Source organism: Helicobacter fennelliae (assembly GCF_900451005.1).
GTDB lineage: Bacteria > Campylobacterota > Campylobacteria > Campylobacterales > Helicobacteraceae > Helicobacter_B > Helicobacter_B fennelliae.
Map to the genome: position 1 here is coordinate 1469972 of NZ_UGIB01000001.1, position 12803 is coordinate 1482774.

At 38.6% G+C, this 12803-nt stretch carries 14 protein-coding genes; 2 read left to right on the forward strand and 12 right to left on the reverse strand.

Translation table 11 applies throughout. The features are described 5' to 3' along the window. Window positions 1-294 precede the first annotated feature (294 nt). On the forward strand, window positions 295-2442 hold the full coding sequence (locus DY109_RS07275; protein WP_023949397.1) for a heavy metal translocating P-type ATPase: 2148 nt from the start codon (window positions 295-297) through the stop codon (window positions 2440-2442). Window positions 2443-2508: 66 nt separating this feature from the next. Then, window positions 2509-3114, forward strand: a complete 606-nt coding sequence (locus tag DY109_RS07280; protein ID WP_023949396.1) for a bacteriohemerythrin — start codon at window positions 2509-2511, stop codon at window positions 3112-3114. 70 nt (window positions 3115-3184) lie between these two features. Here the strand turns inward: DY109_RS07280 and DY109_RS07285 are convergent, their stop codons facing one another. The 12 genes from DY109_RS07285 to DY109_RS07335 form a co-directional block, all read right to left on the reverse strand. Beyond that, a complete protein-coding gene (locus tag DY109_RS07285; RefSeq protein ID WP_023949395.1) occupies window positions 3185-3406 on the reverse strand; it encodes a DUF5408 family protein in 222 nt (73 codons plus the stop codon). After that, window positions 3399-4214, reverse strand: a complete 816-nt coding sequence (locus DY109_RS07290; RefSeq protein ID WP_023949394.1) for a metal ABC transporter permease — start codon at window positions 4212-4214, stop codon at window positions 3399-3401. The genes DY109_RS07285 and DY109_RS07290 overlap by 8 nt, the downstream gene beginning before the upstream one ends. Then, a complete protein-coding gene (locus tag DY109_RS07295) occupies window positions 4214-5569 on the reverse strand; it encodes an FAD-dependent oxidoreductase (RefSeq protein ID WP_023949393.1) in 1356 nt (451 codons plus the stop codon). Before DY109_RS07295 ends, DY109_RS07290 begins: the two co-directional genes overlap by 1 nt. Then, on the reverse strand, window positions 5570-6301 hold the full coding sequence (locus tag DY109_RS07300; RefSeq protein ID WP_023949392.1) for a metal ABC transporter ATP-binding protein: 732 nt from the start codon (window positions 6299-6301) through the stop codon (window positions 5570-5572). A 9-nt stretch (window positions 6302-6310) separates the two neighbouring features. Further along, window positions 6311-7138, reverse strand: coding sequence for a metal ABC transporter solute-binding protein, Zn/Mn family (locus tag DY109_RS07305; protein WP_023949390.1), 828 nt, complete (start codon window positions 7136-7138; stop codon window positions 6311-6313). Beyond that, the gene (locus DY109_RS12040) at window positions 7135-8028 is read right to left on the reverse strand and encodes an NlpC/P60 family protein (protein ID WP_244916661.1); all 894 of its coding nucleotides are present in this window, start codon (window positions 8026-8028) and stop codon (window positions 7135-7137) included. Before DY109_RS12040 ends, DY109_RS07305 begins: the two co-directional genes overlap by 4 nt. Further along, window positions 7923-8510, reverse strand: a complete 588-nt coding sequence (locus DY109_RS12045) for an NlpC/P60 family N-terminal domain-containing protein (protein WP_244916662.1) — start codon at window positions 8508-8510, stop codon at window positions 7923-7925. Before DY109_RS12045 ends, DY109_RS12040 begins: the two co-directional genes overlap by 106 nt. Window positions 8511-8604: 94 nt before the next feature. Beyond that, the gene (locus DY109_RS07315) at window positions 8605-8943 is read right to left on the reverse strand and encodes a Spx/MgsR family RNA polymerase-binding regulatory protein (protein WP_023949388.1); all 339 of its coding nucleotides are present in this window, start codon (window positions 8941-8943) and stop codon (window positions 8605-8607) included. After that, entirely contained in the window at window positions 8940-9374 is a 435-nt protein-coding gene (locus tag DY109_RS07320; RefSeq protein ID WP_023949387.1) for a low molecular weight protein-tyrosine-phosphatase, read from the reverse strand. The genes DY109_RS07315 and DY109_RS07320 overlap by 4 nt, the downstream gene beginning before the upstream one ends. After that, a complete protein-coding gene (locus DY109_RS07325) occupies window positions 9371-10357 on the reverse strand; it encodes a hypothetical protein (RefSeq protein WP_023949386.1) in 987 nt (328 codons plus the stop codon). The genes DY109_RS07320 and DY109_RS07325 overlap by 4 nt, the downstream gene beginning before the upstream one ends. A 9-nt stretch (window positions 10358-10366) precedes the next feature. Then, a complete protein-coding gene (locus DY109_RS07330; RefSeq protein ID WP_034550263.1) occupies window positions 10367-11704 on the reverse strand; it encodes an N-acetylmuramoyl-L-alanine amidase family protein in 1338 nt (445 codons plus the stop codon). Next, window positions 11704-12795 carry a nitronate monooxygenase gene (locus DY109_RS07335; RefSeq protein WP_023949384.1) on the reverse strand — a complete coding sequence of 364 codons (1092 nt, stop codon included), beginning with the start codon at window positions 12793-12795 and terminating at the stop codon, window positions 11704-11706. Before DY109_RS07335 ends, DY109_RS07330 begins: the two co-directional genes overlap by 1 nt. Between the last annotated feature and the right edge of the window lie 8 nt (window positions 12796-12803).

Sequence of the window (12803 nt, forward strand, 5' to 3'; positions counted from 1 at the left end):
ATCTATGGTAAATACTAATGAGTAAGCAAGGTGGATTGTGGATTCTGCTTTTTGTGAAATCTAGAATCAAAGTGGATTGCCACGCAAATTTTTATAAATTTGCGTGGCAATGATAAGGTAGGCTTGTCATTGTGAGGACGATAGGATGAAGTAATCTAGAATCTAAAACTTATCGTATGGATTGCCACAGCCCTAAAGGGCTTTGTGATGACGACAAAAATGACATAAAACTAGAATCTATGCAAACAGAAGTGAGCGTAAAAAATTTAAATTTTGAAAGTTAGAGGATTTGAAATGAAATATTACAAAATCACCAATCTTGATTGCGCAAATTGCGCAAATAAACTCGAGCATGAATTGCAGAATCTACAAGGCGTCAAAGAAGTGAGAATCTCGTTTGCGACAAATATTTTGCAGATTGATTGCGCGGATATACAAAGTGTCAAAGACAAAATCGCTAAGCTTGAGCCTAAGGTGCAGATCTTTGAATGTCAAGATGAAAGCAATAAAAATAATTATGAAAATATGGAAAATGCGACAAATACAACCCCAGAAAACAACTCAAGATTCTGGTATCTTAATGCTGAATTTTGGCTACTTGTCGGGCTTATTGTAGTGTTTGTTTTGAGTTTGTGCGCGAGTCATTATTACATTCCAAAGCTACCAAACAACACTGAAATATGGATTATGATATGCAAGGCTCTTTGGATTGTGATTTATCTTATCGCAGGTAGAGAGGTCTTTAAGGGTGCGTATAGGAGCTTTAGGAAAAAAGAATTTTTTGATGAAAATCTCTTAATGCTTGTCGCAAGTATCGCGGCTTTTGGTATCGATGCGTGGGAAGAGGCAGTAAGTATTATGCTTTTTTTCTCTGCTGGCGAATACTTGCAGAATCTAAGCCTCAATCGCTCAAAAGAATCAATCAATGCCCTCTCGAATTTCGCACCGCCAAAAGCGCACAAAATCACAGAATCTAAAACCGCCACACTAAGTGATGTCGCGCCAAATGAGCTTCAAACAAATGATGAGATCATCGTATATGCCGGCGAAATGGTGCCAACAGATAGCGTGCTACTTGATGAGGAGGCAAGCCTTGACTGCTCTGCGCTCAATGGAGAATCTCTACCTATGCAAGCATACCAAAATCAAGAAGTCTTAGCCGGAAGTATCGCTCTAGGCAAAGCGATAAAGCTTAAAGTATCGCGCCCTTTTGAAAAAAGCCAAATCGCCAAAATCACAGAACTTATCCAAAACGCGACCACGCAAAAATCCCAAACTGAAAATTTCATTACGACTTTTGCGCGCTATTATACGCCTATTGTATTGCTTATTGCCGTTATTATCGCGATTTTGCCACCATTGGCACTTGGGCAAGATTGGAATACTTGGATTTATCGCGCGCTTGTTGTGCTTATGGTGAGCTGTCCTTGCGCGCTTGTGATTTCTGTGCCTATCGGGTATTTTGGTGGATTAGCAGCATCAAGCAAACGCGGTGTGCTTATCAAAGGCTCAAATTTCTTAGAAGCATTAAGTCAGCTCTCACTTATAGGATTTGACAAAACAGGCACGCTGACAAAAGGTGTGTTTAAGGTTGTAGAAGTGATCCCTCAAGCCCCATACACAAATGCTGATGTGCTAGGCTACGCACTATGTGCGCAGAATCTATCAACCCACCCTATCGCACAATCTATCAAAAACGAATACCAAAAACTAGCACATTCTCACCATATCAGCGAGTTTGAGGAATTATCCGGGCTTGGCGTGAGGGCGGTTTGTGATAATCATGAGATTCTGGCTGGAAATGATAAGATTTTGCATAAATTTAATATCGCGCATAATACCTGCGATGTGCAAGGTAGCGTTATACATATCAGTGTCGATAAAAACTATATTGGCTACATTCTCATCGCCGATGAGCTCAAAGATGAAGCACTTGAGGTGATCGATAAACTTAAAAAAATGCATATACAGCCTGTGATTTTGAGCGGTGATGGGCAATATCCATGCCAAGTTGTCGCTAACAAGCTTGATTGTGAATATTATCATTCTTTGCTTCCGCAAGACAAAGCTCAAAAATTTTTCGAACTCAAAGAAAGGGCAGGCAAAAAGGTAGGATTTGTCGGTGATGGCATAAATGACGCACCAACGCTTGCATTAGCAGATGTCGGGATCTCTATGGGAAGCGGAAGTGATATAAGTCGTCAAAATGCCGATGTGATCGTGCTTAATAATTCTTTGCACTCGCTTCTTAAAAGTATCCAAATCGCTAAAAAAACCAAAATTATTATTTATGAAAATATTATTTTTGCACTTGGTATAAAAGGTGCTTTTATTGTGCTAGGGCTTTTTGGTGTGGCGACAATCTGGGAAGCGGTATTTGGAGATGTGGGCGTGGCTCTTTTGGCTCTTGCAAATGCGATGAGGACGCTAAAAGTGAGGTGATTTGAGATTTGGCTTTTCGGATAGATAGTCTTAAAAAATAAAACTATATCAAACTAAAAGAAAAAAATGCGATATAATAATATACAAAAAGGCGATCAGGGGGATTGTATGTCATTACCAGAATGGAGTGAGGAATTCAGTATCCACAATGAAATGATTGATATGCAGCATAAAAAGTTATTTCAGATAGCGCATAAGGCTGGATTGCTGATATACAAACAAGTTGATGCTGGCGAGATAAGAAAGATTCTAGCGGAATTGTTTGACTATATGAAAGAGCATTTTCACGACGAAGAAGCGTATATGGAGCAAATCAAATACCCTGACATCGAAAGACATAAAAAACTCCACAAAGAAATCATAGCCAATATGTGCGACCTTATCCAAAACATAAAATATGACTTCAAGCAAAAATTAGCCATCATCACAGAACAATGGCTCATCACACATATCCTCAAAGAAGATATGCGAATCGAACAATACCGCGCAGAAAACGAACAAAGAATCCAAGACTTACTTAACTCGCAAGAAGTCGTGCATGTGTATAAATGCAAATGTAAAGACAGCTTTAATGTCCTTAATACAATCCATGAAAAAATCCAAAATGGGCAGAAATTTCACTGCAAGAAATGCGGAGCTACGATTGAATTTATAGGTGATAAAGCCAAGTAATAGAGTTTAGATTCTAGATTCTGCTTTGCATAGATTCTAAATTCTAGAATCTATTACAACTCCACAAAAGCTATTTTTGCGATGTCGTATCAGTTGTGTTTAAAGTAGATTCTAGGGTTTTCTCGATTGTGTGTAGTTTTTTGCTCATTTGTGCTGTCGCTGTGATTTGATTGAGTAATACATAGACATTAATCATCAATAACACAACAACCACCATTCCCACAAAAATCACTATTTTCATCGCTCTTTTTGCGGTAGAAAGAGCAAGATTCTCGTTGTTTTTATTATTCATACCTTATCCTTTGCATAAGAGATTTGATACACATAGCCACGATAAATGCACCCATAGCACACAGCACGATACACGCACCAGAGGCAAGCTCATAATAATATGAGATAAAAAATCCCACCCACATAAACACAAGGCACAAAAGGGTTGATACCACAAGCTGCCATTTGAAATTCCTTGTCATCATCATCGCAATATACGCAGGTATTGATACGATTGAGATAATCAAAACCAACCCACCAGATCGCATACCCAAAACAATCCCAATCGAACTCAGCACAAAAATCATCGTGATAAAAAAATGTGTCTTGAGATTTTTGAGAGTGCAAAACTCTTGATCATACAAAATCCCCAGAATCTCACGATAATACATCGCCACAAGACAAACTAGCACAATATCAAACCCGATGATAAACCACAAATCCTGCCTTGTCGTAAAAATCAAAGAGCCAAAAAGATAACTCTCGATATTGATTTTGTATCCTGAAGCCATATCGATAAAAATAATCCCAACAGCCATACCAAACGCCCAAAAAGCAGCGATAAAAGTATCAAGCCTGCCACTATGCTTAAAGCTTGCATACACCATAAAAAGCGACATCAAAACAGCCGCAATCATCGCTCCAAATAGCGCATTAACCCCAAAAAATAATGCCACGCCAACCCCGCCAAAAGCCGAATGAGCCACGCCTCCAGCCATAAAGACATTTTTATTTGCAACGATAATCGAGCCGATGATCCCAGCACTTATGCTTAGGAAAAATGAAGCAATAAGCGCATTTTGGACAAAATAAGAAGCAAAAAAATCCACTATAATTCTTCAGGTGAGAGATCTTGCAAAAATCTTGTCGTATCAAAAGTAGCATTGAGATATTTAGTGATTTCCAACGCATCAATATAGGCATTTTGCAGGCAACTTGTCGCCCCCGGAGATGGCGTCATATTAAATGTAATGCCTTTATTTGTGATGATTTTTTTCTCGCCAAGCTCTAGTTTTTTGGCACTTCTATCGACAACTTGAGGACGCACTTCCCCATAGCCTTTTGCGTATTCTAAATCCCCAACTCGAAGTGATGGTATAAGCTTTCTTGCGTCTTTTAAAAATTCGCGTTTGCCAAAAAATGGAATCTCAAAAATAATATTTTTAAGCACATACGCGCGGATTTCTGGATCTTTTATCAGATCAAGCAATACCCCAAAAATCTCTCTATGAAAATCCACCTTAGCCAAATCCGTGCTAATCCCGCTAAACCAATACTTACTTCTCTCAAGCTTTGGCATAGCAATAGCCGTAGGTCCAATCCTTGTGCGATTTGCCACGCCTATATCTGGATCGCCATGCACTGCGGCAAATGGTAATTTTGGATTCTGCACCATATAGACTTTTCCACGCAATAAATTTGGCACAAAATAAAAACTCCCAGCCACAGGCAAACAGCCTAAATTAAGCCCATATTGCATAGTTTGAGCCAAAACAAGCGAATAAGAGCCCGCATTGACAAGCACAAATTTTGCATGCACGACTTCACCACTTTTTGAAGTGAGCGTATAGCCATCTTGTGCGTTTTGCTTGATACTTTTAACCCAAAAATTAAGCAAAACTTGGTTGTTTGGATTTTTTTCTTGAGCTCGATTTGCAAAGTCCTTGCTTAAAGCTTCAAAATTCATCGCGCACCACGCCTCACGATACCCCGATCCGACAATGTTTTCAGGTCTATCGTTTGTTCTATCTACCCCCAAAATGATATTTGGCTCAATTTGTTTGATAGTCCCCTTATCAAACCATTCCAAATCAGGAAAAACCTCCAAAAACTCATGATGTCGTTTCTGTATAAATTCACATTCTTTATCGCCAACCCCAATCGCCATTTTTTGTGTTTTATAAATCACTTTATTTTGTAGATTGTGCTTGAGCGCGTAATTAACGACTTTTTGCGCAGAAAGTTTGACTTTTTTTGCTTTTTGGGCTGTATAATTTGTCTCTATTGATCCATCATGCACGGTTTGCGAATTTGCCCTTACATTTGAGCTTACCATTGCCAAATCACTGCATTTTTCGACAATCGCTATACTTTTTACATTGCTATATTCACTCAATGTCCAAAATGTAGCACAACCAGAAACCCCTCCACCAATGATTACAACATCAAAACTCTCATGATCCATTTATTTTTTCTCCTTATCGCCAACACCAAAATGACTTAAAATAGTAAAATCACTCATATTGTCTTTGCTCTCACCCAATCGTGCCATATCCCTTAAAGTTGCCTTTTTATCGATAAACAATACCCGATTTGCATAGCCAAATAAAACTGATATATCGTGACTGATTGCTATTATAGTATGAAACTTATTAATCTTTTTTAAACTCTCATAGATTTCTTTTTGGATTATTTTATCAATGCTTGAAGTCGGCTCATCAAGCACGATGAGCTTTGGATCACCACAAAGAGCGCGAGCTATCAAAACCCTCTGCCTTTGCCCGCCAGAAAGCTCATTCATTTTTTTGTATGCAAGATTTGCGATACCAAGCTTTTCAAGATATGCAAATGCTTGCTGTTTTTGGTGAGGATTTGGACGAAAGCCAAACCATCTTCTCTCAAAAAACCCCATCAATACAACATCAATAACTTGAATCGGAAAATCACTATTGAGATTTGTATCTTGTGGCACATAGCCAATTTGCGTATCTATATAATGTATGATTTCTCCGCTTTTAGGCTTTAAAAGCCCAATGATAAGCTTTATAAGCGTTGTTTTGCCTCCTCCATTTGGTCCGATAATAGCCAAAAAATCATTTTGATATAGCTTAAGATTGATATGCTCTAAGACTTTTTCTCTCTCATACCAAAAGCTCACATCTTTTAATTCTAGAATCTGCTCTTGTGTTTTATGCATTAGATAGGCTCACTGATAGGCGATTTTTCTTGCGATCTCATACATATTATCCGCCCAATCCGCTCTCAATGGATCTAAGATCACCACTTCTAGTCCTAGCATAGAGGCGATTTGATTGATTGTAGCGGGGTCAAATTGCGGCTGTGAAAACAATCGCTTTATATTTTCTTTGCGGATAAGGCGCACAATCTCATCAAGTCGCTTTGTCTTTGTCTCTTTGCCATCAAGTTCCAAAGCGACTTCCCTAAGTCCAAATTCTTTGGCTAAATACCCAAAACCCGGGTGAATGACAATAAAAGTTTTGGTATGAGATTCTAAAAAAATCTGCTTAAAATCTGTCTGCATTACTGCAATTTGCGCCAAAAAATCATTGAGATTTTGCATATAGAAGTCTTTGTAAGCAGAATCTAGCTTAATAAATACATCACAAATCTCTTGTGCTTGCATTTGTGCGAGATTGAGCGAGATCCAAATATGCGGATCGTGATGAGTGTGAATATCGCTCTTTGTGTAGTTCTCGTTGTTTTTGGAAAGTATTTTATCAGCGAGATTGATATAGCGCAATGACGCATTAAGCGTGCTAAATCGTTTTATCCACTCTTCTTCATAATCCATTCCCACACCAAAAAACAAATGCGCTTTTTGAATGATTTGCGCCTCTTTTGGCGATGGCTCAAAGGTTTCTGGCACGATTCCTTGAGGCACCATAATGCTTACTTTTGCCCGATCTTTGGCAATTGCTTTGATGAAATACTCTTGCGGAGCCACACTCACTACGACATTAATCTCTGCTAGCATCACACAAATACCAAACGCCATACCCAAAAAAACTCTCATAATCCCTCCATATACATATATAAATCAGACATTCCCAAAATCCGATCAACTAGCAATGTATGCGAGAATCTACCATTATTTTCTGCTCCTGCATACAAAGTAGAGATCACAACCCCGCCAAACATATTTTGGGTTTTGCTAAATATCGTAGAAGTGCTGACACTCCAAACACTATGAGCGACAATGGCTTTATTATTGTATGTCCCAAGATAAATCATAATATGTCCCTTAAGCCATAAAATAGTCGCAAATGGCGTGGCGTTTTCTATGATGTATCGCTCTTTTTCTTCGCGACTTTTTGTGCGTAAATCAATCATATTTTTTGCATAATGAGCTTGAGCTTGAGAATTCCTAGGCAAATACACACCAAAATACCCAAAGCTATCTCGCACAAAAGCCGAGCAATCACGATTACCCAAATATCCACCCCAACCATATTTATCGCCTATCATGGTATTGAGAATCTCTGCCATTGCATAAGGGGTGAGCTTTTGTGGAAATTCGCTAAAGTCAGAATCCCTCACTTGAGCCAACGAGATTTGCAATGAGCCATTAGATTCTCTTGAAAACACATATACAAGCTTTGTGTCTTGATGTGATTTTGGCTGATTAGTAGCAATCCTAAAAATCTGTCCGATTCGAGCCAATCCTACAAAATCACCCTTTTGACTATAAAGCCCTATATTATCGGTATTTGGCGTAATGTAATGCAGTGTAGTGCTTTGCTTTGTATCCATAAGAAGTGCGATTTGATCATCGCTAATATAAGCAAGATCATCAACCCTCACCCAGCCATACACGAAATTTGTCTGAATATGCGCCCATTGTTTTGTGCTATCAAAAGCGTAATCAGCACGGGCGTGCCTGCAAAAATCCTTGAATTTTGCCAACGATCAAATGGATAGCCATCTTTTGACTTGAAATAAGGCTTATCAGTAGGCACAGCGCGCGCATCAGATTCTCGCACGATAATGGCTTTTGTCTTGGCATTTGGATAAGTATCAATCTCCATATCTTGATAAATGCGCTGTGTAAAATCAAGCGAATTTGGCAATAGATTCTCGCCAAAACCAGGATTTTTAAGCAAACTATCAAGCATCCAAAACACTTCATTTGTGTGCGGATTTATCTCCATATCATTCCAAGGCTGGGACCAAAGCTTGAAATACAACTCCGCAAGCTTTGCGCTCTGCTCTTGCGAGATTTTATAGCTTTGAGAGACATACACGCGCGCATCTTGAGAGAGTTCTGTTAAATCTTGTGGAATTTTTGTCGTGGTGTGTTTTGCGCACCCTGCCAAAACCCAACCCACAAAAGCATAACTCGCCAAAACATAGCAAGTAGCAAGTAAAAAACGTCTTTTTGTCCTCATTGATTATCCTTTCCATTTTGTTTGTATTGACTCGCTCACATTTATTTATTTTTGCGTGAGTTGATTATTTATATCTTTTGCATATTTTTATTGCTTACCCAAAGATATTTTGGTAATGTATTTCATCAAATCCAATGATTAGATTCTCGTTGTATTCGATGACTGGGCGTTTGATAAGAAGTGGAAATTCAGACATTTTTTGGATTTTTTGCTCTTGTGTGAGGTTTTCTTTGGCAAGTGAGAGTTTTTTATATGTCATTCCTTTTGTGTTAAGCACGACATCAACGCCTGCTTTTTTGACCCATGATGTGATCTTATCTATATGTGGTGGCTGCTTTTTTAGATCGATAAATTCATATTTGATATGCCTAGAATCTAAAAAATTCATCGCTTTTTTGACACTTCCGCAATTTATGATTCCATATAATTTCATGCAAACTCCTGTAATAGATTTTTGATTCCTGATTCAAGGAGCTTATACACCTCCTCAAATCTCTCGCCCCCAGCATAATACGGATCCATAACCTCCACTCCACCCAAGCCAAAATCTCCCAAAAGCTTAATTTTTTGAGGTTCAAAGCCAAGTCGTATGAGATTAGCAATATTTTGTCTATCCATAGCAACAAACAAATCCACATCACTATGCCCATATACGCTCACTTGCTTGCTTGTGTAATGCGAAATGTCAATATTATGCGCCTTAGCCACTGCAATCGATCGAGAATCTACACTCTCACCATTATGAAATCCTGAAGTCCCAGCCGAGCTAAAGACAAGCTTATCGCCGCTATACAAGTGCTTTGCTATCCCTTCAGCCAATGGCGAGCGACAAATGTTTCCAAGACACACAAATACAATCTTCATTTTTTCCTCTTCAATATATGAAATATATTTTTATTACCAGAATCTAGCTTTTTGAGATTCTGCTCTTGATTATTTAGATTCTGTATATCTTGCATTTTTGGATTCTGTTTTTTTAGATTCTGCCATTTTGGATTTTGTTTGGGTTTGGATTCTCTTTGCATACTTGCGCTCATCCAGTCTCCACACCAGCCCATAAGAGCGATGATGATAAAAATCATTCGTGTGGTATTGTAATTGGTTTGAGAAATCACCTTTGATGAAAAAATAAAAATCAACACCCCAATAATCAGCCACAATACATTTGCATATTCATAGAATCCAAATGCTTTATTGTCGCGATAAAGCATAATCACTAAAAGCAGTAGCCCAACATAAAAAGTCCATAAATCCAGATATAGCCATAAATTGTTTTTGTCATAAAATGGCTGAATCCCGCACGCAAACAACATAAACAACGAGACATTAAGCGATGGCTTATAAAATTCAAGTCGCTCTCCCCATTTATTAAAAATATTGAGCCTCCACTTCAACGCCCCAAGCAACAACGGACACAATATAAAAAAGATATACAACAAAATAAACACACAAATAAGCAATAAATTATCTAAAAAAATCCCGCTTAATTTATTACTCAAACCATAAGTGATATTGATCGTTTCTGTGGCGTGATTACCTAGAATCCGCGTGATAAACACAATAAAAACAATAAGCCCAATCCCGCCTGCCAAATAGCGATCAAAAAGGTTATTGATATTGTTTTGCAAGGATTTAAGGACAAATACCACACACATAATCACCCAGCCTAGCAATAAAATATTATTGACAAAATCATACGCCCGATATGGCGCAGAAAATACCAAAAAAAGCTGCGCGAAAGTATCGCTCAAACTCGAGACAATCAAAGACAAAAAGACAAAAATTGCCATAAAGAAAAAAATTGATGAAAACACGACTCTACTAGAAATATTGCTTGAGATATTCATAAAACAATCCTAATAATTCTTTGCGATAAATCCATCGACACCATTTGCGATCCCGATTGCCAAAAATCTTTGATATTTTTCATCATTGAGCCTGACTGATTCTATTGGGTTAGAATTATACCCTATTTCTACCAATACCGAAGGCATTAATGCGCCTGCCAAAACCCAAAAAGGACCTTCCCTTACCCCGCCATCAACAATTCCTTGATAATTTTTTTTTAATTCATTTAAGATTCCGTATTGAATATCGATTGCAAGCTTATTTGAAGCAAGCAAGCGATGAGAATTTAGCGAATTCAAAAAAGTTTGCTTTGAAAAAAAATTCATCACATCAATATCATCTTTGTTCTCCTGCTCGGCGACATCTCTAGCCCTATCGCTCCTTGCTGCAGAGAGAAAATATGTCTCTACACCTTTTGGCGATTTGCTCGAAGTCTTTGGCACAGAATTTGCGTGGATTGAGATAAATAAATCCGCGTTTTTGGAGTTTGCAAAATCTGTGCGCTCTTTGAGATTGATATACACATCTTTATCGCGCGTCATATAGGTAATATAGCCTCTTTTTTTGAGTTCTTTATTGAGGGCTTGCGCGACTTTTAAGACAATATGCTTTTCGCATACTTTTGTCTCTCCTATGGCTCCACAATCCTTTCCTCCATGCCCTGCGTCAATAACAATTTTGTATTTATTTTTGGTATGTGAGGAAGTGGATATGACTTGAGTTGGCGCGGGTTTGGGTGGATTTTGTGCCTTAGTGCTTGTAGTGCTTGTGGCAGTAGTTGTGGGTTGGGTAGGCTTAGGAGTTGATTTAGGTTGTGTATTTGTTTGGTTTTTGGGTTGAGATTGGGCGGTTGATTTGGGTTGTGTTTGTGGATTTGACTTGGATTGATTTGGGGTATTTGATTGGGCTGGTTTTGTGATTTGTTTTGGGCTAGGAGGTTGCGTAGCAGAAGGATTTGTCGTGGTTGGCTTTGTTGTAGGCTGTTTAGATTCTGGAATCTTATCCATAAAAGAGATATATATATTTTTTTGGATAATTTTTATCTGATGGCTCATATAATTTCCATTATCAATCACAATTCTTGTGGTTTTGGGCGTGTTTTGCGCGATTGTGATTTGAGCATGGCTTGGAAAATAATATACCTTTTTGCCATTATCAAGCACTGCATTTATATCGACATAAAGGCTTGTGTTAGAGATTTTGCGCGTGATAATCTCAACATCACTCATATCATCTGAAAACACTATCTTAAGACTACTTGCGCCAAATGCCACTGAATTTGTAATATGCACTTGCGCGTTTAGCACAACTGCAAGCACAAACAACAGCAGGAGACGCGACACCATTATCCTTGCGTGAGCTCTTCTATCAATTCTTTTACACTTATGATTTTTTTGACTTTGTAGCCATTTGCTCCACTAAAATAAAGTCCCTCTCGTATATCTCCTAAATGTCCTTTACCTAAACTATCAGCGATACAATACCCAACTTTTTTGGCTTCTACACCACGATGACATGGTGCGACACAATTACTTATACATTTTATTTTTGGTGCATTGCCTTCTTGAATGCGCTTCAATACCCCAATACGCAATGCTCTAGCAGGATAGCCAACAGGCGATTTGACAAGCTCAATATCTTCTTTTTGGATATGAGGCAAAATCTCTTGATATGCTTTTGCATCGCATTCTTTTGTGCCTAAAAATCTCGTCCCCATTTGCACGCCACTTGCACCGAGATTTAAAAATTTATCAATATCTTGCCTATCCCAAATCCCGCCTGCTGCGATGATTGGAATCCCGCCCCATTGCTGCGATTCTTTAGCAACTTGAGGCACGATATTTTCAAGCTGAAACTCCTCTTTGAAGCAGTCCTCATACTTAAACCCTTGATGTCCGCCACTTAATGGTCCCTCAACCACGACAGCATCAGGAATTCGCTTAAATCGCTCTTCCCATCGTTTGCAGATAATACGCAAAGCCTTTGAAGAAGAGACGATAGGTATAAGCGCGACATCTGGAAAATCTTTGGCAAATTCAGGCATATTTGTAGGAAGTCCTGCGCCTGTTATAATCATATTTGCGCCCACTTCGCACGCATCTCTGACAACCCTACCATAGTCATTAATCGCATGCAAAATATTTGCACCAAGCGGATTCTGCCCACAGATTTTGCGTGCATTTTTAAAAATCTCATTCAACGCCACTTTGGAATAAAAATTAATCGCCTCAAAAGGCTTGCTTGAAACAATGCGCCCTGCAAATTGCATTTTTTTGTAATACCCTGTCCCAACAGCAGAAATAATCCCTAATGCTCCCTCTTTAGAGACATTGCCTGCTAATTCGTCCCAGCTTATCCCAACTCCCATTCCACCTTGAAATATCGGAAACTTGATTGTATGCTTGCCTATTTTTAATGGTTTTAAAGTCGTCTTCATTAATTACA

Bases quoted from the DNA above. Each gene is read 5' to 3' on its own strand.
- DY109_RS07305 (WP_023949390.1), bottom strand. From the start codon at position 7,138: ATGAGAGTTTTTTTGGGTATGGCGTTTGGTATTTGTGTGATGCTAGCA.
- DY109_RS07285 (WP_023949395.1), bottom strand. From the start codon at position 3,406: ATGAATAATAAAAACAACGAGAATCTTGCTCTTTCTACCGCAAAAAGA.
- DY109_RS07300 (WP_023949392.1), bottom strand. From the start codon at position 6,301: ATGCATAAAACACAAGAGCAGATTCTAGAATTAAAAGATGTGAGCTTT.
- DY109_RS07330 (WP_034550263.1), bottom strand. From the start codon at position 11,704: ATGGTGTCGCGTCTCCTGCTGTTGTTTGTGCTTGCAGTTGTGCTAAAC.
- DY109_RS07280 (WP_023949396.1), top strand. From the start codon at position 2,509: ATGCGATATAATAATATACAAAAAGGCGATCAGGGGGATTGTATGTCA.
- DY109_RS07325 (WP_023949386.1), bottom strand. From the start codon at position 10,357: ATGAATATCTCAAGCAATATTTCTAGTAGAGTCGTGTTTTCATCAATT.
- DY109_RS07315 (WP_023949388.1), bottom strand. From the start codon at position 8,943: ATGAAATTATATGGAATCATAAATTGCGGAAGTGTCAAAAAAGCGATG.
- DY109_RS07275 (WP_023949397.1), top strand. From the start codon at position 295: ATGAAATATTACAAAATCACCAATCTTGATTGCGCAAATTGCGCAAAT.
- DY109_RS07295 (WP_023949393.1), bottom strand. From the start codon at position 5,569: ATGGATCATGAGAGTTTTGATGTTGTAATCATTGGTGGAGGGGTTTCT.
- DY109_RS07335 (WP_023949384.1), bottom strand. From the start codon at position 12,795: ATGAAGACGACTTTAAAACCATTAAAAATAGGCAAGCATACAATCAAG.
- DY109_RS12045 (WP_244916662.1), bottom strand. From the start codon at position 8,510: ATGAGGACAAAAAGACGTTTTTTACTTGCTACTTGCTATGTTTTGGCG.
- DY109_RS07320 (WP_023949387.1), bottom strand. From the start codon at position 9,374: ATGAAGATTGTATTTGTGTGTCTTGGAAACATTTGTCGCTCGCCATTG.